Source organism: Ruegeria sp. YTSC192 (assembly GCF_059609705.1).
Genome location: NZ_JBXWMG010000001.1, coordinates 138076 through 163759, shown reverse-complemented (window position 1 = coordinate 163759; position 25684 = coordinate 138076). Strand labels below are relative to the sequence as shown.

28 protein-coding genes are annotated in these 25684 nt (G+C 59.4%); 15 read left to right on the top strand and 13 right to left on the bottom strand.

Going from position 1 to position 25684, the window contains the following annotated elements:
* Positions 1–62 precede the first annotated feature (62 nt).
* Entirely contained in the window at positions 63–1046 is a 984-nt protein-coding gene (locus AC2FD8_RS00800; RefSeq protein ID WP_496853783.1) for a tripartite tricarboxylate transporter substrate binding protein, read from the bottom strand.
* 107 nt (positions 1047–1153) lie between these two features.
* On the opposite strand from AC2FD8_RS00800, the gene AC2FD8_RS00795 reads away from it, so the two are divergent.
* From AC2FD8_RS00795 to AC2FD8_RS00785, 3 genes are read left to right on the top strand one after another with little or no spacing between them, the layout of a single operon-like run.
* Positions 1154–1822: a response regulator transcription factor gene (locus AC2FD8_RS00795; protein WP_496853785.1), complete on the top strand. Its 669-nt coding sequence runs from the start codon at positions 1154–1156 to the stop codon at positions 1820–1822.
* The gene (locus tag AC2FD8_RS00790; RefSeq protein WP_496853787.1) at positions 1812–3179 is read left to right on the top strand and encodes a sensor histidine kinase; all 1368 of its coding nucleotides are present in this window, start codon (positions 1812–1814) and stop codon (positions 3177–3179) included. The genes AC2FD8_RS00795 and AC2FD8_RS00790 overlap by 11 nt, the downstream gene beginning before the upstream one ends.
* Entirely contained in the window at positions 3158–4150 is a 993-nt protein-coding gene (locus tag AC2FD8_RS00785) for an ABC transporter substrate-binding protein (protein WP_496853789.1), read from the top strand. Before AC2FD8_RS00790 ends, AC2FD8_RS00785 begins: the two co-directional genes overlap by 22 nt.
* On the opposite strand, the gene AC2FD8_RS00780 is transcribed toward AC2FD8_RS00785, so the two are convergent.
* The 3 genes from AC2FD8_RS00780 to AC2FD8_RS00770 all read right to left on the bottom strand — a co-directional run bounded on the left by AC2FD8_RS00780 (position 4137) and on the right by AC2FD8_RS00770 (position 6944).
* The gene (locus AC2FD8_RS00780; RefSeq protein WP_496874282.1) at positions 4137–4928 is read right to left on the bottom strand and encodes a phosphotransferase; all 792 of its coding nucleotides are present in this window, start codon (positions 4926–4928) and stop codon (positions 4137–4139) included. The genes AC2FD8_RS00785 and AC2FD8_RS00780 overlap by 14 nt on opposite strands.
* 150 nt (positions 4929–5078) lie before the next feature.
* Positions 5079–5741: a flagellar hook capping FlgD N-terminal domain-containing protein gene (locus AC2FD8_RS00775; RefSeq protein ID WP_496853791.1), complete on the bottom strand. Its 663-nt coding sequence runs from the start codon at positions 5739–5741 to the stop codon at positions 5079–5081.
* Positions 5742–5744: 3 nt separating this feature from the next.
* The gene (locus AC2FD8_RS00770) at positions 5745–6944 is read right to left on the bottom strand and encodes a flagellar hook-length control protein FliK (protein ID WP_496853793.1); all 1200 of its coding nucleotides are present in this window, start codon (positions 6942–6944) and stop codon (positions 5745–5747) included.
* A 112-nt stretch (positions 6945–7056) separates the two neighbouring features.
* Between AC2FD8_RS00770 and AC2FD8_RS00765 the strand changes: the two genes are divergently transcribed.
* The 6 genes from AC2FD8_RS00765 to AC2FD8_RS00740 all read left to right on the top strand — a co-directional run bounded on the left by AC2FD8_RS00765 (position 7057) and on the right by AC2FD8_RS00740 (position 10741).
* Positions 7057–7332, top strand: coding sequence for a rod-binding protein (locus tag AC2FD8_RS00765; RefSeq protein WP_496853795.1), 276 nt, complete (start codon positions 7057–7059; stop codon positions 7330–7332).
* On the top strand, positions 7322–7678 hold the full coding sequence (locus AC2FD8_RS00760; RefSeq protein WP_496853797.1) for a flagellar biosynthesis protein FlgN: 357 nt from the start codon (positions 7322–7324) through the stop codon (positions 7676–7678). The genes AC2FD8_RS00765 and AC2FD8_RS00760 overlap by 11 nt, the downstream gene beginning before the upstream one ends.
* Positions 7679–7885: 207 nt before the next feature.
* A complete protein-coding gene (locus tag AC2FD8_RS00755; protein WP_496853799.1) occupies positions 7886–9097 on the top strand; it encodes a flagellin N-terminal helical domain-containing protein in 1212 nt (403 codons plus the stop codon).
* A gap of 77 nt (positions 9098–9174) precedes the next feature.
* Positions 9175–9552 (top strand): flagellar biosynthesis regulator FlaF, encoded by a 378-nt coding sequence (gene flaF / locus AC2FD8_RS00750; RefSeq protein ID WP_496853801.1) that lies wholly within the window; start codon positions 9175–9177, stop codon positions 9550–9552.
* Complete coding sequence (gene flbT / locus AC2FD8_RS00745) at positions 9549–9950, top strand: flagellar biosynthesis repressor FlbT (RefSeq protein ID WP_170375637.1); 402 nt, start codon at positions 9549–9551, stop codon at positions 9948–9950. The genes flaF and flbT overlap by 4 nt, the downstream gene beginning before the upstream one ends.
* On the top strand, positions 9947–10741 hold the full coding sequence (locus AC2FD8_RS00740) for a DUF1217 domain-containing protein (RefSeq protein WP_496853803.1): 795 nt from the start codon (positions 9947–9949) through the stop codon (positions 10739–10741). The genes flbT and AC2FD8_RS00740 overlap by 4 nt, the downstream gene beginning before the upstream one ends.
* Positions 10742–10851: 110 nt before the next feature.
* On the opposite strand, the gene AC2FD8_RS00735 is transcribed toward AC2FD8_RS00740, so the two are convergent.
* From AC2FD8_RS00735 to AC2FD8_RS00725, 3 genes are all read right to left on the bottom strand, one after another.
* The gene (locus AC2FD8_RS00735) at positions 10852–12429 is read right to left on the bottom strand and encodes a DUF427 domain-containing protein (RefSeq protein WP_496853805.1); all 1578 of its coding nucleotides are present in this window, start codon (positions 12427–12429) and stop codon (positions 10852–10854) included.
* 185 nt (positions 12430–12614) lie between these two features.
* Positions 12615–13316, bottom strand: coding sequence for a winged helix-turn-helix domain-containing protein (locus AC2FD8_RS00730; protein WP_496853807.1), 702 nt, complete (start codon positions 13314–13316; stop codon positions 12615–12617).
* Entirely contained in the window at positions 13288–13575 is a 288-nt protein-coding gene (locus AC2FD8_RS00725; RefSeq protein ID WP_496853809.1) for a hypothetical protein, read from the bottom strand. Before AC2FD8_RS00725 ends, AC2FD8_RS00730 begins: the two co-directional genes overlap by 29 nt.
* Before the next feature lie 177 nt (positions 13576–13752).
* Between AC2FD8_RS00725 and AC2FD8_RS00720 the strand changes: the two genes are divergently transcribed.
* From AC2FD8_RS00720 to AC2FD8_RS00705, 4 genes are all read left to right on the top strand, one after another.
* Positions 13753–14220, top strand: coding sequence for a hypothetical protein (locus tag AC2FD8_RS00720; protein WP_496853811.1), 468 nt, complete (start codon positions 13753–13755; stop codon positions 14218–14220).
* A gap of 109 nt (positions 14221–14329) precedes the next feature.
* Entirely contained in the window at positions 14330–14947 is a 618-nt protein-coding gene (gene rnhB / locus AC2FD8_RS00715) for a ribonuclease HII (RefSeq protein ID WP_496853813.1), read from the top strand.
* A 107-nt stretch (positions 14948–15054) separates the two neighbouring features.
* Entirely contained in the window at positions 15055–16158 is a 1104-nt protein-coding gene (locus AC2FD8_RS00710) for a site-specific DNA-methyltransferase (protein WP_496853815.1), read from the top strand.
* A 138-nt stretch (positions 16159–16296) separates the two neighbouring features.
* The gene (locus AC2FD8_RS00705; RefSeq protein WP_496853817.1) at positions 16297–17679 is read left to right on the top strand and encodes an adenylate/guanylate cyclase domain-containing protein; all 1383 of its coding nucleotides are present in this window, start codon (positions 16297–16299) and stop codon (positions 17677–17679) included.
* Positions 17680–17757: 78 nt separating this feature from the next.
* Here AC2FD8_RS00705 and AC2FD8_RS00700 read toward each other — a convergent pair whose 3' ends face one another.
* Both AC2FD8_RS00700 and mutY read right to left on the bottom strand, forming a co-directional pair.
* Entirely contained in the window at positions 17758–18894 is a 1137-nt protein-coding gene (locus tag AC2FD8_RS00700) for an alkane 1-monooxygenase (RefSeq protein WP_496853819.1), read from the bottom strand.
* Positions 18895–18955: 61 nt separating this feature from the next.
* On the bottom strand, positions 18956–20011 hold the full coding sequence (gene mutY, locus AC2FD8_RS00695; protein ID WP_496853821.1) for an A/G-specific adenine glycosylase: 1056 nt from the start codon (positions 20009–20011) through the stop codon (positions 18956–18958).
* 81 nt (positions 20012–20092) lie between these two features.
* Here mutY and AC2FD8_RS00690 point away from each other — a divergent pair, with 81 nt between their 5' ends.
* Together AC2FD8_RS00690 and AC2FD8_RS00685 are read left to right on the top strand one after the other, a co-directional pair.
* The gene (locus AC2FD8_RS00690) at positions 20093–20599 is read left to right on the top strand and encodes a DUF721 domain-containing protein (RefSeq protein ID WP_496853823.1); all 507 of its coding nucleotides are present in this window, start codon (positions 20093–20095) and stop codon (positions 20597–20599) included.
* Between the two features lie 13 nt (positions 20600–20612).
* Complete coding sequence (locus tag AC2FD8_RS00685; RefSeq protein ID WP_496853825.1) at positions 20613–21275, top strand: DsbA family protein; 663 nt, start codon at positions 20613–20615, stop codon at positions 21273–21275.
* Positions 21276–21315: 40 nt separating this feature from the next.
* Here AC2FD8_RS00685 and lpxK read toward each other — a convergent pair whose 3' ends face one another.
* The 4 genes from lpxK to AC2FD8_RS00665 are packed head-to-tail and all read right to left on the bottom strand — an operon-like array spanning position 21316 to position 25669.
* Positions 21316–22317 carry a tetraacyldisaccharide 4'-kinase gene (lpxK, locus tag AC2FD8_RS00680; RefSeq protein ID WP_496854006.1) on the bottom strand — a complete coding sequence of 334 codons (1002 nt, stop codon included), beginning with the start codon at positions 22315–22317 and terminating at the stop codon, positions 21316–21318.
* The gene (locus AC2FD8_RS00675; RefSeq protein WP_496853827.1) at positions 22304–23539 is read right to left on the bottom strand and encodes a 3-deoxy-D-manno-octulosonic acid transferase; all 1236 of its coding nucleotides are present in this window, start codon (positions 23537–23539) and stop codon (positions 22304–22306) included. The genes lpxK and AC2FD8_RS00675 overlap by 14 nt, the downstream gene beginning before the upstream one ends.
* Positions 23536–24336, bottom strand: a complete 801-nt coding sequence (locus AC2FD8_RS00670) for an inositol monophosphatase family protein (protein WP_496853829.1) — start codon at positions 24334–24336, stop codon at positions 23536–23538. Before AC2FD8_RS00670 ends, AC2FD8_RS00675 begins: the two co-directional genes overlap by 4 nt.
* On the bottom strand, positions 24323–25669 hold the full coding sequence (locus tag AC2FD8_RS00665; protein WP_496853831.1) for a TldD/PmbA family protein: 1347 nt from the start codon (positions 25667–25669) through the stop codon (positions 24323–24325). Before AC2FD8_RS00665 ends, AC2FD8_RS00670 begins: the two co-directional genes overlap by 14 nt.
* Positions 25670–25684: the final 15 nt, after the last annotated feature.

Sequence of the window (25684 nt, the reverse complement as noted above, 5' to 3'; positions counted from 1 at the left end):
CCTCCCTTACGTGTTCTTTTAAGTGTGGCAGAGCGGGCGGACCGCTCTGCCATGAGTGGTGCTTAAAGGAAGCCCAGCTTCTTCATCAGATCGCTGATCTGCTGCTCTTGCTGCTCGAGGAAGGTCGAGAAATCGTCGCCTGAGTTGTGGATGTTCACCCAACCATTGCGCGCGCGTACTTCTTCCCACTCGGGGGTGTCATACATCTTGGCAATGGCATCTTGGTAGGCGGCCAGCTTGTCTTCGGGCAGGCCGGGGGCTGCGAAGAAACCGCGCCAGTTGACGAAGGTGGTGTCGATGCCCTGTTCCTTCATGGTCTGAGCGTCGGGCGCTGCGTCTACACGCTCATCCGCAGTCACGCCGATGATCTTGACCTCGCCTGCATTGGCCAGATCAACCGCTTCCGAGAAGCCGGTGGACAGCGCGGCAATCTCACCCGACAGCAGCGCCGCCATGGCTTTGCCGCCCGCGTCATAGGGGATGTATTTGACGCCAAGCGCGTCCTTGCCGGCCGCTTCCATCACCATGGCCGCAACCAGATGGTCCATACCGCCCGGAACCGAGCCGCCGCCGATGGCCGTTGCAGAGGGGTCAGCGTCATAGGCGGCGAGCAGGTCGTCCATCGAGTTGATGGGGCTGTCCTTGCCAACAACGATGGCCGCATAGTCACCGATGGTGCCCGATACCAACGTCAGGTCGCGGAAGTTGTGCGGGAACACACCCGTCAGTGAGCGGATCACGATGGGGGTCGAGTTCACCATCAGCGTGCCGTGGTTGCTTTCGGCGTTTTCGATCAGATAACCGATGGCCTTGCCGCCACCACCGCCTGACATGTTCTCGTAGGACGCGGTGCCGACAAGGCCCGCTTTGGTCAGCGCTTCACCCGTGCCGCGCGCGGTGCCGTCCCAGCCACCACCTGCACCGCCGGGGATCAGAAAGTGGATGCTATCCACGACCTCGTGGCCGTCGGCCAAAACAGGTCCCGCAAGGCCAACAGCGGCCACAGCCGCAATCAGGGCGCGACGGCCCAGTTTGAAAGTTGTCATGATATCCTCCCATTTGACAACCGGCCGCTTGGCGGCTCAGATTGTCGTCAAGAAAACACATCAACCTGACATCAACCTGTCACGCGCGAAAATACTGCGAAAGCCTCATGAAATTTCTGCTGGTCGAAGACAATATGGACCTCGCGAACGCAATTGGTTCGCGGATGCGACTGGATGGCCATGTCGTTGATCATGCTGCAACTTTGGACGATGCAACCGCGTTCGCGGAAACCGAGGAATACGACCTGATCCTGCTGGATATAATGCTGCCCGACGGGGACGGGCGCGACTTCCTCAAACGCCATCGCGCCAGCCATCTGGACACACCAGTCATCGTTCTGACCGCCCGCAGCCAGGTCTCGGACCGAATCGGATCACTGGATCTGGGGGCGGATGACTATGTCACAAAACCCTTCGACCATGCCGAGCTTGAAGCGCGTTGCCGCGCGGTTTTGCGTCGCAAGTCCGGGATCGCCAAATCCACGATCGAGATGGGCGGTATCGTCTTCGACCCGGTTGCCGGCCACCTGATTGTCGGCGGCGAGCCCCTGTCGCTGCGCAACCGGGAACTGCGCCTGTTGGAGTTCTTCATCAATGCGCCCGGTCAGGTGTTCTCGAAACAAAAGCTGGCGGACAGGCTGTTTTCCTATGACGACGATGTCTCGGACAATGCCATCGAGGTCTATGTCGCCCGTCTGCGCAAACATCTGGAGCGATCAGAGCTGAAGATCACCACCTTGCGCGGCTTGGGCTACAGGCTGGATCATGTCAGCTAGCCCTGCGGTTTCTGGATCATTACGCAACCGCCTGGTTTTGACCCTGATCGGCGGGGCGGCCATTCTGGCGCTGCTTTTGTTCTTTACCGTGCGCAGCTATGCTGCCCGCGTCGCGCAGCAAGGGCAGGACAATATCCTTGGCGCCTCGGTCACCTCGATCCTCGATGCCGTCGCCCTGCGGGACGGAGCGCTTGAGGTCGACATTCCCTACGCCGCCTTCTCGATGCTCAGTACACCGTCGGATGACCGGGTGTTCTACGCCATCTTTCAGGACGGAGAACTGCTGTCCGGCTACAACGATCTGTCGGCGACAAATAGCGCGCCCAATGGCGAATGGACCTTTCAATCGGGCGAGGTACGGGGCGAGGCCATTCGACAGGTCAGCGCCAGCCGCACTCTGGTAGGGCTAGGAACCCGGACCGAAGTCGAAGTGGCACTTGGTCAAACGCAAGACGCATTGGCCGAAACCCTCAGGCAGATTTCGCGAAACGCGGCATATCTGGGGATCGGTTTTTTTACCTTGGTCGCTGGTTTATCATTCTGGGCGACGTCGGCCACCATCGGGCAGTTGAACAAGCTGACAACATCGGTGACACGCCGGGGCCCGCAGGACCTCAGCCCGTTCAGAAAGCCGGTGCCACGGGAAATGGCCCCGCTCGTGTCATCGCTGAACTCTTTGATGGGGCGTTTGGATCAGTCGCTCAGCCAGTCCGAGGATTTCATCGCCGAGGCCGCCCACCGGGTCCGCACGCCTCTGGCAACGGTTCGGTCTTATGCAGATGCGACCTTGCAACGTGTTGAAAAGGAAGAGAATCGCGAGGCTTTGCGGTCGATGGTGCGAGCGATTGACGAAAGCTCTCGGGCGGCGGGGCAGTTGCTGGATCACGCGATGATCACCTTTCGCGCCGATCATCTGGAGCGGGAAGAGATTGATCTGGTCGCCCTTGTCCGTGATCTGGTTCAGCGTCTCACGCCCATTGCCGAGATGAAGGACCTTTCCCTGACATTGGCCGGAGACCCCGTTGTGATCTATTCGGGCGATCCGATCCTGATCCAGAATGCGGTGCGCAACATGGTCGACAACGCGCTGAAATATGCTCCGGCCGAAAGCGTGGTCGAGATCGAGGTCTCGCAAGGGGCGCAAGCGCAGATCAGCGTACGCGATCAGGGGCCGGGCTTTCCGCCAAGCGAAATCGACACGCTTACCCGGCGGTTCGAGCGTGGGAAGAATGCGGCTGGGACCATTGGCTCGGGGCTTGGCCTGACCATCGTTCAGGATGTCGCAAAGGCCCATGGCGGCGATCTGATCCTGACCAACCGAAAAGGCACAGGCGCATGCGTTACCTTATTGCTTTGATCGTCACACTTCTGGCCTCAGCCTGTATGGCCGAGGAGTGGGAGGACCAGCGGGTATTTAATTCCGACGCTGATGGTCCGCGTTTGCGCATCCTCTCCAGCACCGACACCGCGCTTTTCGCGCCTTTGATCGAGGGGTTCCTGATGCAAAATCCCGACGTCTCTGTCGAGTATCTGGTGACGGGAACTGCCGATCTGGATGCACGTGTGCGGGCTATGCCCGAGGCGTTTGATATTGTCGTCTCAAGCGCGATGGACCTGCAGTTGAAGCTTGCCAATGATGGGTTTGCTACGCCGCTTGAGGATATGCCGGGTGCGGAATGGGCACAGTGGCACGACAGCCTGTTTGCCTTTACCCACGAACCGGCGGCTATCGTCATCAACCGCGCGGCTTTCGAAGGGCACCCCGTCCCGCAAACCCGGCAAGAACTGATCGAGGCCCTGCGTGCCCGGCCCGAAACCTTCCGCGGCAAGGTCGGAACCTATGATATTCGCCATTCCGGCTTGGGCTATCTGTTCGCCACGCAAGATGCCCGCGCGTCCGAGACGTTCTGGCGTCTGATGGAGGTCATGGGCGGCTTGGACCTGCGTCTTTATTGCTGCTCGGGCGAAATGATTGACGATCTGACAAGTGGCTCGATCGCGGTCGCCTACAACGTACTTGGCAGCTATGCGACGGCGCGGGTCGAAGGCAAAGAAGCGCTAGAGGTCATTCTGCCGAGCGATTTTCAGACCACCATGATGCGGACGGCAATGGTGGCGAAAAACACGCAATACCCTGCGGTCGCCGAGGCGTTTGTCCGCCATCTGATCAATGCGAGGTCCGAATTGGCACCCTTGCCCTTGCTCACGTCACAGCAGGCGCAGGAGGCCGCCGTTATCACGCTTGAACCTGCCTTGCTGACCTATCTCGACACGCTCAAACGCAGGAAGTTTCTGACGGCTTGGGAAGATGCCGTCATCCAGAAATAGCGCGCCCTTCAAGCGCCTGTAACTCAAGCTGCAGACCCTTTTTATAATCTGTTGATCCGTTCTCGAACCGCCATAGACAATAGGCTGCCATCCGCCACCCATACCAAGGCTGCAACGCTTCATGACGGGCAATCGTCTCGGGGCTGTTGTATGCGGCCAAAAATTGCGCGCGTTCGGTTGGGGACAGCGGCGCGCCGCGATACAGGTGCTGCATTGCGGGCGACAGGAAGAGGGCCAGATCCTCGCAGGGGTCGCCAATCGCCGGGCATTGCCAGTCGATCAGGGTCAGGTTGGACCCGTCCACCAGAATATTCCCGGCTACGGGATCACCGTGGATCAGACATGTTCGTTCTGTTGGCGGAACGGGGTCTTCAGGCCGCAATGCAATCACACGTTTGCGCAAATCCGACGCACACAAGGCCAACAGCTCAGCCCCGTGTCGAGCCAGGTCGGCGCTGCCATTGCGTCCCGCAGGAAGCGATAGATCAACCGACGAGCCATGTAGTTTGCGCAGCAAAGAAGCAACCTGAGCCGTGCCACTTTCCCACGGGCGACCCGGCGCGTGATCGTATAGCACCCAGGCGTCACCCTCATGCTGCCCTGTTGCCCGCAATCGGGGTACGAACTCGTCTTTCTCAAATGCACGCAGACACAGCGCTTCGAGGTGGGCGTCATTGCGGAACATGGGGTTGCGCAGTTTGGTTCGGTAAAGCTTCAGTACCGTGTCACCACTTTCCCCCAGTACTTTCCACACCATATTGGTCCGACCCCCAAACAGAGATTCGAACTGTACGGAGCCCGTGATAAGCCCGCGTGTGCGCAGCTGGGCAATCAGGTCTGGTGGAGGCGCGTTGACATGGGGCAGGGGACGTACCGCTCAGCAAGGGAATCGTGATTTGCCAAGGTTTGGACCGCCAGCCCGCCCAGATCAAGCGCCTGTTCGGATCGCCGTCACCTCATCCGAGCGGACAGTGGCGCCGCTTTGCAGGGACAGATGGACCGCGCCATCAGCGATCTGCGCCTCAACCACGCGGTTGTAGCTGGCGGCCAATCGCTGAGATAGCAACTCATCCCCCTTGTAGCTTTCCAACGTGGCGGAATATGTGCCCTGGCTCAGCGGATTGCCCGAAGCGTCGGTTCCGGCCCAGAGAAATTCGGTGTCCGTTTTATTGACTGGAATGCGGTCGATTACTGTACCGGTTGAATCGCGGATCACCATGATGGCTTCGTCACTTGTTGCATCAGCCTGTGCAAACAAGGTGACCGGCTGGCCATCGAATTGAAAGGCCGAAGCTGATCGAACATCAACGCCCACCCAATTGGACAGCTCGCTCAGCCTTTGCCCGCCCAACGCGGTGCTTAGGGATGACAGCAGGTCATTGGTTTGAACCTGTTGCTCAACCATCGAGAACTGGGCCAACTGAGACGCGTATTCCGAGGAATCCATAGGCTCCAACGGGTCCTGATTTCGCGCCTGAGCGGTCAACATCAGCAAAAAGGTCTCAAAATCCGAGGTCAGTTTGGACGCCTGCGACGCGGCAGAGGTCGGGGTCTGTGCCGCAGCCTGGGCAGAATTTGTCGGAGTGATCATCTGTCAAAGCCTCATATCAATGCCACGGCCCGAAAGATTTCGGGGAACGATCGGAGCGTTCGGCGTGTCCTGTTCAGTAGAATGATGCACGCCATGGTCGTTTGTCTTAGGGTTGGCGGTTTCATCCTGCGCATCGTCCGGCGTGCTTAAGTCAAACGAGATATCGCCGTAGCCGAGGCTTTGGAATTCAGCCTCCAGAACGGCAATGTGCCGACGCATCAGGTCCAGCGTTTCCGGACGCTCAGCAGCTATGGTCAAATGCATCCCATCCTCGCGACCGTTCAGCGTGATGGAGACGCGCCCCAACTCTTCCGGGCTGAGTGCAATCTCGATCGAACCAGAGCCCGCCCGAACCTGAATTGCCGCCGCCATCTGCCCGGCAATGGCTCGGGTGATCTCAGCCCGGGCAGCTTGCGTGGCGGGTTGCGCCAAGGATGCCGATTCGCGAAAGTTCTGAAACAGGGGTTCTTCGCGCGTGGCAATCACACCATCAGTTTCGCTAATCGCGGCGGCGGTTTCAGCGTCGGCATTCCGTACCGACGCCATCACCTGCATCTGTGCAAGGGTCGGCGCGGGCCTGGGGGGCTGAGGCGTATTCGGAACCGCATTTGTGTGAGTTGGAGCAGCCGATTCAGTGGAGTGCAGCGGAGCAGAGGGTTGCGCCCGCTCAGTTGGAGCAGGTTGGCCGGCAACCAGAATTGCAGGCTGGACACCAACATCCGACCCCTTGGCCGAAGCGGTTTGGACGCTAGAGGATTGCGGTTGAGCGGGTGAGTCGCGTGTATTTTCGACCTCGGGTCGCTGCGGCGTTGCAACTGAAACCTGAGGCTCCAAATTCGATCCGGTCTTCGATGTCTCCGTACCCTCCGGGTCCATCGGAACAGGCACGGTTTCCGACCCTTGCGGCACCTGCGTCGCGCCCGGTACAGGCAGGGCGATCAGGTCCTCAAGCACGTGCGCCTCCGGGGTGTCTGGCTTGACCGGCAGGGGCTCTGCGAGATTATCTTCCGGAGCAGGCTCTTCGGGCAGGATGTCGTGTTCAACAGCGATTTCATCCTCGGCCGCAATCTCGGTTTCGGGCTGCGGCGTCTCTTCCTCAAGAACATCCTGAAAGCGTGTCGACGTCTCCGAGGTGGTCTCGCGCGCCACAGGTTTCGTGACCGCGGTTTGCGTGGGTGTCATCAGCGTAAGAGGGTTGGGCATTTTGCTCCGGCTCCGTCGTGGTTGACCGTCAAACTGCCCAAAGGAGGTTACGTTTATTTTAACCGCTTTCGTCTTTGATCAAGAAAGTTCGATGCAATTTTCGGAGAAGCCGATGAATATCCCTCCCCTCCCGTCGATGCCGCCACCGCCATCAACCGAAGGTCGCCTGCAAGCCGCCGCCGTTGAGCTTGAGGCGGCCTTTCTGGCCGAAATGCTTAAATCTGCAGGCTTGGGAAAAGCGCGCGATTCGTTTGGCGGCGGGGCCGGAGAGGACCAGTTCTCGTCCTTTCTTGTACAACATCAGGCCCGGCAAATGGCGCAATCCGGTGGTGTTGGCCTGTCCGAACTTCTGTTCCAATCCTTGATGGAGAATTCCGATGACACATGACCCCAACCTTCTGATCAAATCACTGGAGGAGGTCCTCGATCTTGAGCGCGCCGCGCTCGTGGATGGTGATCTTGAGCGTCTCAATCACATGGTACCAGAAAAAGAGAAACTAGTTGGTGCGATCAACGATCTTCATGTGCTGAGCAGCGATGATCTGCTGCGCGTGCATCAAAAGGTGGAACGCAATCAGGCGCTGCTGAACAGCGCGGCCGAGGGGATTCGCGCGGTGGCCACCCGTATGGCCGAGCTACGCCGCGTTCGACAGGAATTCAGTACTTATGGGGCTGACGGACAACGCAACGGTTTTACCGTGCGAGGTCAGGCAAAACTTGAAAAGCGCGCATAGGGCCAGAGTTGATTCAAATCTGAAATTTCGAGTTGGGCCGCTTTAGCACTCCGTTAGGGGATCGACGTCAAAGGTGGTGCTGCACCTGAAACATTGGGTGGCGCGACGGGCCGAACGGCGCATCGCACAGGTCAGAAAGACACCAAAGCCCGTTGTTCTAGCGGGGTGATCTTGGGCGCTGAAGCCCTAATGCAAAAGGATGAAACTATGTCCAGTATTCTGACAAACAACGGCGCGATGGTTGCGCTGCAGACCCTGAAATCGGTCAACAAAAACCTCGAGATGACCCAGAACGCGATCTCGACCGGCAAGGATGTTGCAACGGCAAAAGACAACTCGGCCGTCTGGGCCATTTCCAAAGTGATGGAGTCCGACGTCAAGGGTTTCAACGCGATCAAAGACAGCCTTTCGCTGGGTGAATCGACCGTCGCTGTTGCGCGGAACGCGTCTGAAACTGTCACCGACCTTCTGACCCAGATGAAGGAAAAGATCGTTTCGGCGCAGGAAGACAACGTGGATCGTGGCAAGATCAATGACGATGTGACTGCACTGAAGGACCAGATCTCCTCGGTTGTGGGTGCTGCCCAGTTCAATGGTTTGAACCTTGTTGACGGATCGGCAGGTTCGGCCTCCATTCTGTCTTCGCTGGATCGGGACAACACTGGTGCCGTAACGGCATCTTCGATCTCGGTTGCGGGTCAGAACTTGTCGACCGGCGGCTATGTCACAGCGGCGGTATTCGACGGTTCGACCGGCTCGTCGACGGCCAATGACCGGGTTGGTGCTACCATTGCCGCTGGTGCTACATCGGCAACTGCACTGGTGACTGATGAATCCAGCGGTGCTTTCGCGGCGGGCGATAAGGTGGTTGTCGCTATTGATGATCAGGTTGTGTCCTACACCGTGTCAGCAGCAGATGCGGCGGCCACCACGACCGGTGACCTGGTTGCCGTTGGCCTGAAAGCCAAGATCGAAGAGCTGGGCATTACTGGCCTGACCGTTGACTACGATTCGGGTACAGCAGGCACTCTGTCTGTTACGAATGGCACGGGTTCGGACGTTTCGTTCTCTGCTCAGTACGTGAACGCAGGCTCAGGTGGTCTGGGTGCGCTGACCGGTATTGATGTGTCCACCGGTCCGGGTGCAACCGCAGCGCTGGCGGCAGTTGAATCACTGATCGACACGTCAATCGACGCCTCGGCCGCCTTTGGTTCGGCTCAGGGTCGGATCGAGACCCAGAAAGAGTTCATTTCGAACCTGACTGACTCGTTCAAATCGGGCATCGGCTCATTGGTGGACGCCAATATGGAAGAAACCTCGGCCCGTTTGCAGGCGTTGCAGGTGCAGCAGCAGTTGGCCACTCAGTCGCTGTCGATTGCCAACCAGGCGCCTCAGTCGATCCTGTCTCTGTTCCGTTAACCCCGGAACCTGGCCGGGGCGTGAACACCGCGCCCCGGTCCTGACTGCCTGAAGACGGCCTATTGGAAGGATTTCAAGTGACACCGCAAAGCTACGCCCAACGCGCCTATGCGCAATCTGCCGCTCCGACCCGCACGCCGCGGGATACGGAGTATGAGGCGATCTCGAAAATCACGCACCGGCTCAAGGCAGCAGCTGCACGGAAGACAACGGATTTTTCTGGATTTGTTCAGGCACTGCATGAAAATCGGCGGTTGTGGACGGTATTGGCAACGGGCGTCGCCGATTCTGACAATTCGCTTCCCAAAGACCTGCGCGCACGGATTTTCTATCTGGCCGAATTTACGGAACAACACAGCGCCCAAGTTTTGGGGAACACCGCGACAGTAGAACCTTTGCTGGAGATAAACATGGCCGTTCTGCGTGGTCTGCGCCACATGGGGGCCGCCGGATGAGTGGTCTGGTCCTGAAGCTTGCCCCGAAAGAACGGGTGTTGATCAATGGCGTGGTGATCGAAAATGGCGACCGCCGCAGCCGGTTTTCTATCATGACACCGCAGGCCAACGTTTTGCGACTGCGTGATGCGATCCATCCAGACGAAGTCACAACACCTGTGCGCCGCGTCTGTTATGCCGCGCAACTGGTCCTGTCTGGTGATATGGAGCCGGACCAGGCACGTCAGCAATTGTTGCGCCGGGTGGAAGAGCTGAGTCAGGTATTCACGGATTCAGACAGTCGGCGCGTCCTGAGCGAAGCGACCGAAGCACTTGTAGCCGAGCAATATTACAAATGCCTCAAGTCCCTCCGTTCTTTGCTGCCGCGGGAAGAGCGGTTGATGGCGTACCAGCAATGACGTTTCAGCCTGTCATACCCTCTGGCGGCATTGTCGGTTGGCGGTTCTTGCAGCGGACCTATGACGCGCAGCTGGAGAGCTTTGCGAACTCCAGCGTCAACCAGAGGGACAAACAGTATTTTCTGGAAAACATAGGCAAGGTTCAATCCGCCGAAGATCTGGTGTCGGATCGCCGATTGCTACAGGTGGCACTGGGTGCATTCGGTTTGGAAGAAGACATCAACAACCGTTTTTTCGTCCAAAAGATACTTGAGGATGGAACCAGAGCGGATGATGCCCTGTCCAACCGGCTGTCTGACAAACGGTACCGCGAGTTTTCTCAAGCGTTCGGTTTTGGCCCCGGCGAGGTGCGCAAGACCGGCCTTGTCACGAATATGGAAGAGATCGCCGAAGATAATCTGGTATCCCGCTTCGAAGTTTCGGTCGGCGAGACAAATGAGACGATGCGAATTTCCCTCTATGCGCAACATGAGCTTGGCGAACTGGCTGCCAACAATAGCAGTGCGGATACCAAATGGTTCGATTTGATGGGCTTGCCGCCCCTGCGCAGCATGATGGAAACGGCGCTTGGCCTGCCATCCTCGTTTTCTCAGCTCGATCTGGACAGACAGCTAGAGGTGTTCAAGGATCGTTTGTCAGGTCTGACCGGATCGGATGATCTGGCCCAATTCACCGAACCTGAAGCCATTCAGAAACTGACGGATACGTATCTGGCGCGCAGTCAGATCGCGCAATTGCAAAGCACGATCTCACCGGCGCAGACCGCTTTGATCTTGTTGGGTGCGGGCTAGAGCTGGTGCATTTGCACCAATCGTCAGGGCGGCGGGACGGGACCCAATCTAGTCGGCGCATCATATGGTCGAACCAAATCAAACGCAGCGATCTTGATATTTCGCCGAGGTTAAGCTGGATCACCGACCTCAGCATCAGCCGCCGTTCGCAGGGCAAAACACGTGACCGGCTGGGACACGTTGCGCAGTTTGATATCGCCAAGAGGGATTGCATTGCAGCAGGCGGGCTCAATGTCTTGCGAGACGACAATGCGGTAACCGGTCGATTTACTATGCTCACCCAGGCGGGCTGCGACGTTGGCGGCTTGTCCGATAACGGTGAAATCCAGCCGTTCGCGCGAGCCGACATTGCCATAGGTCACCCGGCCATATGACACGCCGATCGAGCAGTCGCAGTGGACATCAGAATCTTCCGAACGCAGCTTGGCGAGTTTTTCGACGATTTCCGTCGCTGCCTGTTGGGCATTCACGCGGGCCTGGGCGGGTTCCTCACCTGCTGGGAAAACGGCCAGCACGGCGTCGCCGATGAATTTCAGAACCTCGCCCCCGTTTTCGTCCACGATACCCGAGACGGTCTCGAAAAACCCATTCAGCAGATTGATATAGGCATCCCGGCCAAGGCTCTCTTCCAGACTGGTCGAGTTGCGCAAATCGCAGAACATTATGGCCGCGTCGATTTCATCGCCGTCGCCGCGCCGGATCTCTCCGCCCAGCACGCGCGCGCCCGAGCGTTTACCGACATAGGTTTCCAGCAGAACCTGCGCGTTTTCGCGCTGCATGAACACCTCGTAGAAGCGGGCGATCACGGCAGAACATTCGAATACCAGCCCAAGGTTTTCTGTCGTGAACCCATCGGGGTGATCGCAGCTGAGGGTCAGTACGTTTGTACGACCGTCCGAGAAGGGCAGCGGCATGGCGACATAGTCCGTGGCCCCTTTGGCGCGCAGATCCTCGATGATGGGAAAGCTGTTATGGGGGTTCTCGTCGTTCACCCTTTGGCGCACGCCCCCCAACCCGTTCGAGACATGGCGCAAGGGGCTGTTGATGAACGCGGGGTGGTCGTAGATTTCATAGGTGGGCGCGCGGGTCAGGATCTCATCCTCGCCCTTTTCCCAAATGAAGTGTTTGCCCGCGATCAACGGGTGCAGGGACCATGCAAGAATGCTGAGGCGCTGGATCGCTATGCCGTGTTCCAGCATCTTTTCGGCCAGCGCCTTTGTGAACGCTTCGGGTGTATCCGACAGGGACGCGCCACGCATCAGCCAATCGATCAGCGGGCCGCTGATATTGCCGTCTTGCGGGTCGCGCAGTTGATTGTTGCCCAGGTCGATATCCGTATAGGCGCTTGGAATGAACCCGATATGCCCCTGAATTTCTGCGCTTTCAGGCAGGGCGTCGTTATAGGCCCAAACCGAATTGGTCAGGCGATCTCCGGGTATTTTGATGTCGTGATAAGTCGCGGTGCCCTTAAAGGGGCAGAAAGTCTGAAGGTCAGATTCTTTGCCGAGATCAACACAGACATCCGCTCGCGGGACGTAGATTGTCGGCGGCAGCCGGGTTTCATACATCACCTTGGCATTCCGGCTTTCGGCCAGCAGGAGGCCATCGCGAAAAATCGCGATCCTGTCTGTCAGATGCTCGATCGAGATATCATAGCCGTTGGATTTTGGTGTGGTGTGGACGTTCATCGCCATCCCTCCCTTGCCCGGAGTTCCTATAGAATGGGCGTTTTGGTCTGGCATTCCAAGAGGGGCGCGGGTTTTCCTGCGGCCTATAGCGTTTCGAGTTTATGTCGAACCGCTTATTCGCTGCCCCACTCTTCGGTCGAACGCAAAAAGCGATACAGGGCGTTTCAACGAAAATTCGAAACGCTTTAAACCATCTGGATGACGTCTTTTTCGATCGACAGCATATAGCCTTTTTTGGCGATGTTCTTGACCAGCAGCTCACTGACCATCTGATTGCCCAAGGCGTCGCGCAGCCGTTTGATGCGTGTGGCGCCTGCGGCCTCGTCACAATCGGCGGTATTGCGACCAGAGATCGTCGCCTCGATCTGCGCGCCTGACAGGACCTCATCATCCAATCGCGATTCCGCCAGAACCGAGAGGGTCTCCATCGCCGCAGGGGTCAGTTTGAAATCCATGTTGTTGAGGTAGACGGTGTTTTCCTCGCGGCTGATCAGCAGGGATGTCACCTGGATGCCGGTGCGTTCGATCTGTGCCATGCGCCGGTTCAATAGTGCCAGCATAACAAGAAACACGAGGGCCGAGATCATCATCGCGCAGGCAAAGACCAGCAGCACATAGATCACCATGCGGTAGCTGGAAAGCGTATCGGCAAAGGCCGTACCCGACTGGGCCAGAATCTCAAGCAACCGAATTTCGGTTTGTGAGGTCAGATCCGCCTCGACAAACAGCCGTTCGACGCGGGCGTTGAAGGCGTTGGCATCGGGCAGTGTCCAGAACAGGAACAGCGCGGCGGTGATCAGGATCACGACAATGGCGGCAATGCCCAGACCGACAAGGCGCACGCCCGAGCGTCGCGCCTCAGAAACGGAGATAGAATTGTCCGGCATTGGCCTTCCTTTGATCCAACCCTTCCGGCCCAAAAACGGACTGGACATTCAGCAGGGTCCACCCCGAGCCACTCAGGCGCTGGGCGACTTCACTCGTTGCCTGACCCTTGTCGCAGGACGACACCTGCATCACGCCGTAGTGCAGGCGCAGTGGGCTGTCCTGTTTGGCCTTGTAGTCGGCATAACATTCTGCGGCCAAAGCGACCGGGGCCACCGATATCAGCGCCGCTGTGATCAGAGAAGAGACGATCTGTTTCATAAGCTGCATCCTGCGCATGGCTTGGGCTGATATTCAATGACCAAAGGGGTTTGCGGTACCTGATATCCAATAACATGCGGTCGATATTGCTTGTCCGATGGGGGTGGACCCAGTGTTGGGGCATCAAAGACGCGGTCCATCAAGGGGGTCGCCCAAATCTCGGAAAGGACAGGCATCATGCATAGGAAATTCATCGCTCTGATCATCGCGACAGCAATGGCCATCACCTGCGTATCGGCGTCAAAGGCGCGTGCTGCGGATAGGGGTGATATCCTCGGGGGTCTGGCCGCGATCGCGATCATTGGCGCGGGTGTGCATTACTACAACAAGGAAAAGCGCAAGGATCGCGAGAAAGCCGCGCGGCAATACAACCACGTGCAAACTGCGCCAAAGGTCAAGCATCACAAGGTGAAGCCTTTGCCCAAACATGTGGCACGGTATAACCTGCCACAACGCTGCCTGCGTCAGCATGACAATTACGGGCAACGTCCGCTGCTGGGAACAAAGTGCCTCAACAAACACTACAAACATGCCAACAGCCTGCCACAAGAGTGCAAGGTCGGGTTCTGGAATGGCAACAAGGTGAAGCGGGCGTATGAACCTGCATGCCTGCGCCATCACGGATACCGCGTCGTTTACAAGTAACACGGTCGAGCAGGAGCGGTGCAAAACAGCATCGCGCTGAGAGAGGGTGGCGCAAGCTGCCCTCTCTTTTTTTGTTGCGGCGGCTTTGAAAACGCGGTTTTCCAAACGGATGACAAAACCGACTTATGAACTTGAACAGGGATTGCACGCGCAGGGCCGCCTCCGGATTGCAGGCGTGGATGAGGTCGGGCGCGGCCCGTTGGCCGGACCTGTGGTTGCCGCCGCCGTGATCCTGAACCCAGACGATTTTCCCGAGGGGCTGAACGATTCCAAGAAGCTCTCGCTCAAGCGACGCACAGCGTTGGAGGCAGAGTTGCGGGTCCGGGCCGAGATCACCGTGGCCGAGGCTTCGGTCGCCGAGATTGATGAGCTCAATATCCTGCGCGCCTCGCATCTGGCCATGGTTCGCGCGGTTCAGGCACTGGATCCGGCACCCGATTACCTTCTGATCGACGGGAATATGATTCCCAATGGGCTGCAGATCCCGTCCGAGGCGGTGATCAAAGGGGATGGCAAATCCGTGTCGATTGCGGCGGCTTCGATCATCGCGAAAAACTGGCGCGATCAGCTGATGGTGGATTTAGCGCAACAGCATCCCGGCTACGGCTGGGAGGCAAACGCCGGATATCCGACAAAACAGCACCGCGAGGCGCTGCAAAATCTTGGCGTGACCCCACATCATAGGCGTTCGTTCAAGACGGTACACAATATCTTGTATCAAGAGTAAATCGTAAGCTGCTGATTCAAAAAAGAAATTGACGGCGAATCGTCTTTGACTCATCCTTGTCTCAACCAAATGAGCGCAAAAGCGCCGTGGATACTTGAGGCAGTGATATGACAACGACCACCAAAAAGGGCGCGAAAGCGCTCCCTATAAACACGATTCTATCCGGGGACTGCATCGACGTGATGAACAGTCTGCCCGAGGCGTCGGTTGATCTGATCTTTGCGGATCCACCCTACAACCTGCAGCTTAAAGGCCAATTGCATCGCCCCGATAACAGTCAGGTGGATGCGGTTGACGATCACTGGGATCAATTCTCAAGTTTCGGTGCTTATGACCAGTTCACGCGTGAGTGGCTGAAGGCAGCGCATCGTCTGCTGAAACCCAATGGCGCGATCTGGGTGATCGGCTCATACCACAACATTTTCCGCGTGGGCTCGGCCCTGCAGGACGCGGGATACTGGATTTTGAACGACGTCGTATGGCGCAAGTCGAACCCGATGCCGAATTTCCGCGGCAAGAGGTTCACCAATGCGCATGAAACGATGATCTGGGCCTCAAAGCGTGAAGGTGCGAAATATACGTTCAACTATGAAGCTCTGAAAGCGCTGAACGAAGGCGTGCAGATGCGCAGTGACTGGGTTCTGCCGATCTGTACCGGACATGAGCGCCTCAAGGACGAAAACGGCGACAAGGCGCATCCGACGCAAAAGCCCGAATCTCTGCTTCACCGCGTTCTGATTGGCTCGACCAATCCGGGCGATGTGATTTTGGATCCGTTCTTTGGTACTGGCACGACAGGGGCTGTCGCCAAGATGTTGGGGCGTGAGTTCATCGGCATCGAGCGTGAAGAAAGCTATCGCAAAGTGGCCGAGAAGCGCATCTCGAAGGTGCGCAAGTTCGACCGCGAAGCGCTTGAAGTCAGCGCCAGCAAACGCGCTGAGCCGCGTGTGCCCTTCGGCCAGCTGGTCGAACGTGGGATGCTGCGCCCGGGAGAAGAGCTATATTCGATGAACCAGCGCCACAAGGCCAAGGTTCGCGCGGATGGAACATTGGTTGGCGACAATGTCAAAGGCTCGATCCATCAGGTTGGCGCGCATCTTGAAAACGCCCCCTCCTGTAACGGCTGGACCTATTGGTGCTTCAAGCGCGATGGCAAGACAGTGCCGATCGACGTGCTGCGCCAGCAGATCCGGGCTGAGATGCACAACTGATATCACGAAAACCGCCGGTGCCTGTGGCCTGACACAAGGCACTACGCCTTGCCCCGCCGTTCTCGGCGGGGTCTTTTGTTTTCTGGTCCAAGGTGATTGCATGGGTCTGTCGCCAGCACTACCTCAGAGGTTCCTGTCATGAGCGAGATAACTGCCAGCCCCTCCAGTTTGGAACGGTTCGCCGTCACCCAGCCGGATGTTGTGGATCTGGACAACAAATACACCGAAGCAGCGATGCAACGGCACAAGCAGGAGGGCCTGGAACTGGCCGTCCGCGCACGCTGGATCGCCATGGCATTAACCGGTGTTCTACTGATCTTCCTGAACCCGCAATGGGAGGTGCTGTGGTATCATTTCATCCTGCTGCTCATTTGCAGCAATGGCTGGTTGATCCGGCGCGCAGGGCGGGTTGGGCAATCGCGGACCGAGCTGTTGCTGATCTTTGTCGATCTGCTGATCATGACGCTTGGGATGATTGTGCCGAACCCGTTCAGCGATGATGTCCGGCCGCTTGCGATGCAGTATCGGTTCGATAATTTTCAGTATTTCTTCATCATCCTAGCTGCCGGTACGTTGGCCTATTCGTGGCGCACGGTTGTGGCAATTGGCTCCTGGACGGCATTGATCTGGACGGCGGGTTGGATCATCGCCTGGTGGGTGGCCACGCCAATGCCGGGGATCAGCCAGAAGGTGGCGGCGGCGTTGCAGGGCTATCCGGATGTGGCAGAGTTGCTGGACCCCAACAGTTTCGATATCCCGCAGCGTATTCAGCAGGTGATCGTGTTTGCCATGGTCGCGGTGACACTTGGCGTGTCGATGCGACGGCTAAATCGCTTGTTGATGAGCAACGCGGGGTTGGAGAGGGAACGGGCGAACCTGTCGCGCTATTTTTCGCCCAACGTCGTCGAGGAACTCAGCCAGAATGACGAGCCGCTAAAGCAGGTGCGCAAGGCGGATGTCGCGGTGCTGTTTATCGACATTGTGGGCTTTACGAAATTTGCAGCTGGCCGTGACCCCTATGAGGTGATCGAAGTGTTGCGCGGGTTTCATGCAAGGATGGAGGCTGAGGTGTTCCGACACCATGGCACGCTGGACAAATATCTGGGCGATGGGTTGATGGCGACTTTTGGCACTCCGGTCGCAACGCCTTTGGATGCCAGCAATGCGCTGGGCTGCGCGCGGGCGATGATTGGCGTCATCGACGATTGGAACCAAGAGCGTCGCGGCGCGGGAGAACACGAAATCCATGTCGGGATAGGCGTGCATTTCGGGTCGGTGGTTCTGGGGGATATCGGGGCCAACCGGTTGGAATTTGCCGTGATCGGTGATGCGGTGAATGTCTCGGCCAAGCTGGAGGCGATGACCCGTGATTTTCACGCCCGGATCGTGGTCAGTGAGGCGTTGCGGGAGCAGGCGTTGCGCGAGAATCCGAATGGTGGATCGTTGATGGATGGGTTTCAAAGGCGCAATGCTCAAGCAGTGCGAGGTGTGGAAGACCCAATGGACATCTGGGTGTTCTAAGGGGCTCCCGCCTGTTTGGACAGCATCGAAGATGCAGCCCCTCCAGTTGGGCCAGGCAGCGCGCGGTGCGCGCTGCGGTCACGCCCTTGGGCTGGGGTTCAGTGCTTTGTTGTAAGGGTGCCAGTCGGTGATTTCGGGGTAGTAGTGCCGCCGCCATGCACGGACGCGCGGGTTCATGACGCGGCGCCATATGGGTGGGATCATCGCTGCGACGGTCATGACCGGATAGCCGTAGGGCAGTTGTGGTGCGTCTTCTTGCGCGTGGTTTTGCAGCAGCGGGAAGCGACGGTTGGGTTTGTAGTGGTGGTCCGAGTGTCGCTGCAGGTTGATCAACAGCCAGTTCGACGCTTTTTGTGAGGCATTCCACGAATGCCGGGGCAGGACGTGTTCGTATTTGCCTTGGCCCAAGTGTTTTCGCGTCAGTCCGTAGTGTTCCACGTAATTGACCAGCTCTAACTGCCAGATCGCGACGCCCGCTTGCAGCAGGAACAGGGCGAGGCCGGACCAGCCTCCGATCAGGGTGGCGAGGGCCAGCATGCCGCCTTGCAGCGCCCAGTAGCGCCAGAACGGGTTCGAGCGGTCGGTCCATGGGCGATCCTTGCGGGCCAGCTTGTCCCGCTCGGCGCGAAAAGCTGAGATGAGGCATTGCCGCAGCACGCGGGGGTAGAAGCGGTGAAAGCCTTCGTTGTAGCGCGCAGTGACCGGGTCGCGCGGGGTGCCGACATGGCGGTGATGGACCAGCAGATGCTCGGACCGGAAATGAGAATACAGGACCATCGCCAGAAGGAGATCGCCCAGCCAACGCTCGGTCCGGGATTTTTGGTGCATCAGCTCGTGGCTGTAGTTGATTCCGATCGTGCCCGAAATGACCCCCATGCCGAAGAACACCCCGATTTTTGACCAGCTCGACAGGTGATCGCTGTGGGTTGCGTACCAGATCAGGCCAAACAGCGTGAAGAATTGGACAGGCATCCAGAGCTTGGTCAGCAGGATATACCAATGCAGCGCATCATCGGGCGTTTCAGGGTCGGCGTTTTGCAGGTTGAGGCCGGTCAGGCGGTCCAGAACCGCAAAGGCCCACCATGTGGACAGGGGGATCAGCAAAACCCACCAGCCCCCTGCGAAGGCCGTTGCCCAGATCAGCGGGATCAGCAGGAAGGACACCCAATAGGGCAGGGCGGCTTGCCAGCGCGATAAGGTTTGAGTCGCGATCATCCATGATGCTCCGAATAGGCAGAGGCACCGTAGCCGGACGGGCCGGGCTTGCCCAGCGGGCTTATTGCCCCCGCCACAGGTCGTAGGCTTTGCGCATCACCGTGGGCAGGTCGCTGGGTTTGAAGTCATGCTTGGGCAATAGGGTCAGCCCGTCGGGTTCGGTGCCCTCGGGCAGCGGTGCGGTCCAGATCCGCAACACCAGATGGAAATGCGTGAACGTATGGCGCACCTCGCCGTTCAGCGCGCGCCACTCTGCCGAAAACGGCGGGGCCTCGGGCGGGGCCTCGGACCAATCCGAGCCGGGCCAGCCCAACATTCCACCCAACAGACCCCTGTCCGGGCGACGTTCCAGCAGGAACGCTCCGTTTGGCTGTTGCGCTATATAGATATGGCCGAATCGCGTGGGTTTCGGCTTTTTGGGTGTTTTCTTCGGCAGCTCCGGCTGTGTGCCTGCGGCGCGGGCAAGGCAGGGGGGCTGCACAGGGCAGATTCCGCAGGCAGGGGATTTGGGTGTGCAGATTGTGGCCCCGAGATCCATTACGGCCTGTGCGTAGTCTCCGGGGCGCAGCTTGGGTGTTAGCGCGGCCGCTTTTTCTTTCAGAACAGGTTTTGATCCGGGCAACGGGTCATGGATATCGTAAAGCCGTGCCATCACCCGCTCGACATTGCCATCCAGCACGGTTTCGGGGCGGTCAAACGCAATGGCCGAGATCGCGGCGGCGGTATAGGGGCCGATCCCCGGCAGGCCCAACAGCGCGTCATAGGTGTCGGGAAACTGCCCGCCATGCTGGTCCGCCACGACGCGGGCACATTTCAGCAAGTTGCGGGCACGGGCATAGTAGCCAAGGCCCGCCCATTCCCCCATGACCTGATCATCCGGGGCCGCGGCCAACGCCTGCACGGTGGGCCACCGCGTGGTGAAGCGGGTGAAATAGTCCCGCACGGCGGCGACGGTCGTCTGTTGCAGCATGACTTCGGACAGCCAGACCCGGTAAGGGTCCGGCAGCACGCCTGCCGCGCGGTCGGCGGGGCCAACACGCCATGGCATCTCGCGCGCGTGGCGGTCATACCAGTCGAGCAAGTCAGCGCTCAGGTTAAATTCGGGGCTGTCACGCAAGTTTTATCTATCTCACTGTCGGGTTTCGCTGGCGCCTGCTGGCCTGCCTATTACAATAGCGGTGCAGGAGTTGGAAACCAGATGCAGCGCAGACGTTCTTCGACCCGCGGGTTCAAACGCACCGCGACATTGCTGAACGATCAGATCAGGCGCGCCGGCGAAAGCCGGGGCTTTGCCGTTTCGCGCCTTCTGACCCACTGGGCCGAGATCGTGGGACAGGATACTGCCGCCATCGCAAGACCGGTGAATGTGGGCTATGGCAGGAACGGGATGGGGGCGACCCTGACCGTGCTGACAACCGGGCCGCAGGCCCCCATGCTGGAAATGCAGAAAGAACAACTGCGCGGCAAGGTGAACGCCGTTTACGGCTTCAATGCGATCAGCCGTGTGCGCATCACCCAGACCGCTCCGACCGGATTTGCCGAGGGGCAGGCCAGTTTCGAACACAAGCCGAAACAAGCGAAACCCGAGATCAAACCTGAAATCATGGCCGAAGCGGGCAGAGTCTCGCAGGATGTCCATGATGAAGATTTGCGTACGGCCCTTGAACGTTTGGGCCGCAACGTTTTATCCAAGCAGAAACGCTGAGAAAGGGCTGAGAATGAGCCGTATTGCAACCGTAGTCTGTACGGCTGTCGCAGTGGCCGCTGGTGGCTATTGGATGACAGCTTCGAACACGTCTTCCGTCAATCCTCTGGTCGGCAGCGCCATCGCGCAAGAGGCAGATCTGGACACCTCCACGATCATTGAGATGGTGCAGGGGGCCGAGGATGCGCCGGTCGAGATCATCGAATATGCGTCTTACACCTGTCCGCATTGCGCCAATTTCCATCAGGGCGCGTATAAGCAGCTGAAGAAGGACTTCATTGATACCGGTAAGGTCAAGTTCATCTATCGTGAGGTCTACTTTGACCGCTACGGTCTGTGGGCGTCGATGGTTGCGCGCTGCGCAGGGCCCGAGAAGTTTTTTGGTATTACCGATCTGATCTATCAGGGCCAGTCCGAATGGACCCGCGCCGGTGGTCCAACAGAGATCGTCGATGAACTGCGCAAGATCGGCCGTCTGGCGGGTATCGACAATGACCAGCTTGAGGCCTGCCTGCAGGACGGCACACGCGCCCAGACGCTGGTGGCGTGGTATCAGGAAAACGCTGAACGCGACGAGGTGACGGGCACCCCGTCCTTTGTTGTAAACGGCAAGAAGGTCTCGAACCAATCCTATGAGGACTTCAAGAAGCTGATCGAAGACGAATTGGGCAGCTAGTTGCCTATTGGTCGGCCTTTTCTCGGGCCGACCAATCCGGTCACTTGGGGGACGGGGCCGTCTTCAGGATCATCTCTTTGACTTGCTCGGGGTCGTTCACTTGCAGCCGGACGGGCAGGGTGACAACCTTGTTGCGGAAGGCTTGCGGCAGGCGTACCGCGTCTTTTTCCGTCGTCACCATCTGAGCGCCAAGCAGGCGCGCCTCATTTTCCAGCCGGGCCATCAGGGCTGGGGTCAATGGTTGATGATCGTCCAGTGCCTCGGCTCGCAAAAGTTCGGCCCCTTGCTGGCGCAGGGTCTGAAAGAACTTCTCGGGGTGGCCGATCCCTGCAAAGGCCAGAACCCGCGATCCAGTCCAGTCCATGCCGGTTTGCAACGGTGCGACGACGCCCGTTGTATGGGGCACTGTTAGCTGAGGACCCCATTGCGCGGCGAAGTTTCCTTGCGCTTGTGCATCGCCCAACGACAGAACCAGATCGGCGCGTTTCAGGCCGACCTCTACAGGTTCGCGCAAAGGACCGGCGGGCAGGCACAGGCCGTTGCCGAATCCGCGCTGGGCATCCACCACGATGATCGAGAAGTCCTTGGCGACCGCCGGATTCTGGAATCCATCATCCAGCACAATCACGCTTGCGCCCGCCTCGGCCGCGGCGCGCGCACCTGCGGCACGGTCTTTGGCGACCCAGACCTCGGCGAACATGGCCAGCAAAAGCGGCTCATCCCCGACCTGCGCGGCGTTGTGCTTGGTAGGATCAACCCGAACCGGGCCTTCCAGCGATCCGCCATGCCCGCGCGTGACGACGTGCGCCTCGTGCCAGGCGTTGCGCAGCTGTTCCAACACCCAGATCACCGTGGGCGTCTTGCCGGTTCCGCCAGCGTTGAGGTTGCCAATGCAGATCACCGGCACACCCGGTTTCAATCCGGGATCAGAACTGACACGGCGCGCAGTGGCCGCTGCATAGAGCCGCCCCAATGGGCTAAGCAACCGGGCACGCAGTGCCGGGCGTGCAGGGTCCGAGTTCCAGAATTCAGGCGCGCGCATCATGGTTACTCCGCTGGTCCAGAAGGTCCTGCAGCATGTCGGTCAGCCGCTCGGCCTGAGGGGCCCCTTCGGTGATCGCCTGCCATCCCGCCAGCGCCATCCCCGCCGCGCGATCCGGGGCCAGAAGCTCGACGATGGCGTCGCCAAGTTCGGTCGCGGTTTTGACCGGATGTGCGGCTCCGGCCTCGGTAAGGCGGCTGTAGACTGACTGGTAGATATCAACATGAGGGCCATAGACGACTGCTGATCCCAAAGCTACAGCATCCAACGGATCCTGTCCGTTCGTGCCACGCTCAAGCGAGCTGGCCATGAATGAGACGGGCGACACGCGATGCCACAGGCCCAGATCCTCGGGTTCAGCACTGACAATCACCTGTGTTGTGTCCTCGATAATGCCGCCGTCATCCCAATTCGAGCAACGCAGATCCATGGTTTCAAGCCGCCGCTGCAGCGGCGCGGCTTCGGAGCGATCGGCCACATGCAGGATCAGCCCCAGCCGGGGCAGGATGCGCAGCGCCTGCCGATGCGCACTGAGGACCGAGATGAATTCTTTCGCCTGAACCCGCGCCGCCAGCCAGACCGGACGCCCGGCGAGAGCGTGGTTGGTCTCGATCAATTCGTCCTCGGGCCAGGGTTGCGGGTTGGGACTGAACTGCAGTGGTGGCGCTTCGCGAACCTTTGAAGAGGCAATCCCCATTCGCCTGATCTGGCGGGCAGTTTCATCGGTCGTGGTGAGGATATGTTTGAAGCAATCGAACGTATATCTGCTGATATCGGGCAGCCACCGAGCGTTGCGGGACAATACGACATCCAGCTGCGCCTCGATCAGAATCATCGGGATGTTGCGTTCTTCTGCGCGGGTGATGATGCTGGGCATCAAGCCGCCTCCGACCCAAAGACCAAGGTCGGGTTTCCAATGGTCCAGAAAAGCCCGCGCCGCGCCGGATTGTTCGGCGGGCAGGTTGATCATGGGAAAGGGGCTTCCGGTCCAACGGGTCAGGTCGATTTCGGGCGGGGCGCTCAGCAGGATTGACAGACCGGGTCGGGCCTGTTGCAGCCTGAGGCAAAAATCACTGATTGCGCGCAGGCGGTCACGCGTCGCGACGTGAACCCAGACAAGCTCTCCGTCCGGGCGGGGCTGATCCGGTTGGGTGCTTTGCTGTGCCCCCCCCCAGGACAGGATCCGGTAGGCCGCAAGGCTCAGAGATCGCGGTTTGCTCATGGGGCGATGCCGGGGCCGTTCGGGTCAAGCTGGGACGAAAGTTGGGTGTGGATTCCCTGGGCTGTGGCAACGACACCATTCAATCGGGGCTGTGCGTTGTTGAACCGCAAGGGTTGGCCCGCGCGGTCGGTGCTGATCCCTCCGGCCTCGCGAATGATCAGGTCACCGGCCGCGATGTCCCATTCCCAACTGGGCCGCAGGGTCAGCATCCCGTCAAAACGCCCCTCGGCGACCAGGGCCATTCGGTAGGCCAGCGATGGGCGATAGGCGCGGTCAAACTCCGGCACCTCACCATTGTTCCAATGATGGCTGTTCATGTTGGGCTTGGCGGCCAGAATGGTGGCAGCCCCAAGCGTCGACGCCTCCGAGGTGCGGATTGGCGCACCGTTCAGGGTGGCGCCCTGACCTTTCGCCGCAGCATAGAACAGATCGCGCAGGGGCAGGTAGATCACGGCGGCGGTGACCTCTCCGTGCTCGGCAACGGCCAGCGAATGTGCCCATGTGCGCGAGCCTTCGGCAAAACTGCGGGTGCCGTCAATCGGGTCGATGATGAAGGTGCGGTCCCGCGACAGGCGGTCCTCGGTATCCTCGGTCTCTTCGCTGAGCCAGCCATAATCGGGCCGCGCGTCTGGCAGCATCTGTTCCAGCATTTCATTGACGGCCAGATCGGCCTCGGTCACCGGTCCGGCACCGTCGGGCTTGTCCCAACGCTGGGCCTGCGCGCCCGAGAAACGGGTTGCGATTTGTCCCGCCCTGCGCGCCGCGTCAATCAGCAATGGCAGGTCAGTTGCCGGCAAGGGTCATCCCTTCGATCAGCACCGAGGGCACAACGCGCGACAGATACGGGCGCGCGTCATTGGCCGGGATGATCCGTTTCAGCATGTCGCGCAGATTGCCCGCGATGGTGCATTCATTGACCGGATGCGTGATCTCGCCATTCTCGACCCAGAAGCCCGAGGCCCCGCGCGAATAGTCCCCGGTATTTGGGTTGATCGTCGATCCGATCATCGAGGTGACCAACAACCCGGTTCCCATATCGCGCAACAGGTCTTCGCGGGTTTGGGTGCCCTGAGTCAGGCTGAGGTTCCAGTTGCTGGGCGAGGGCGGCCCCGAGACACCGCGCGCTGCGTTACCGGTTGAGGTCATGCCAAGCTTGCGAGCGCTGGCCAGATCCAGCGTCCAGCCGGTCAGCACTCCGTTCTCGACAATCGCCCGGCGGCGCGTCGCCAGCCCTTCGGCGTCAAACGGGCGCGAACCTGAGATACGCGGGCGGTGCGGGTCTTCGATCAGAGACAGATGTTCCGGCAGAACCTGTTCGCCCAGACAATCCTGCAGCCAGGACGCCCCCCGCGCGATGGCCGCGCCATTGCTGGCGGCCAGCAAGTGCCCGATCAATGAAGATGAGATCCGCTCGTCAAACAGAACCGGGAAACTGCCCGTCGCGGGCTGGCGCGCGCCCATTTGTTCGACCGCACGTTCCCCGGCCTTGCGCCCGATTTCTTCCGCATTCCGCAGGTCGGCCTGAAAGGTGCGGCTGTCGCCGTCATAGTCCCGTTCCATCCCGGTGCCTTCGCCCGAGATCGCAACGCAGGAGATCGACCTGCCGCTGCGTGCATACCCGCCCGAAAATCCGTTGGTGGCCGCCAGATGCACCCGGTGCGTGCCGTAACCCGCCGCCGCATCCGAGACCTGCGATACGCCAGGAACCGCCAAAGCGGCGGCCTCGGCCGCCAGCGCATCTTGCATCAGCGCTTCGGCAGACGGTTCCGGGGACGGATCGAACAGCTCAAGCGCGTCGAGATCCCAGCCGTTGGTCAGTTCCTCGCTGGGCGCTAGACCGGTAAAAGGATCCTCGGGCGCTTCGCGCGCCATGGCAACAGCCCGCTCGGCCATGGCCGTCAGCGTTTCGGGGCGGCTGTCCGAGCTTGAGACAATGGCCTGCTGTTTGCCAAGAAACACCCGCAACCCCAGATCGGTTCCCTCTGAGCGTTCCGCATGTTCCAGCGCGCCGCCACGCACCTCGACCGAAACGGATGATCCGTCGATCACGATGGCATCTGCCGCCTCGGCCCCTGCAAGGCGTGCGGCGTCAAGCAATTGCTGGCTGATTTCTTCTGGTGTGCGGGTCATGCGGCCTCCGGATGT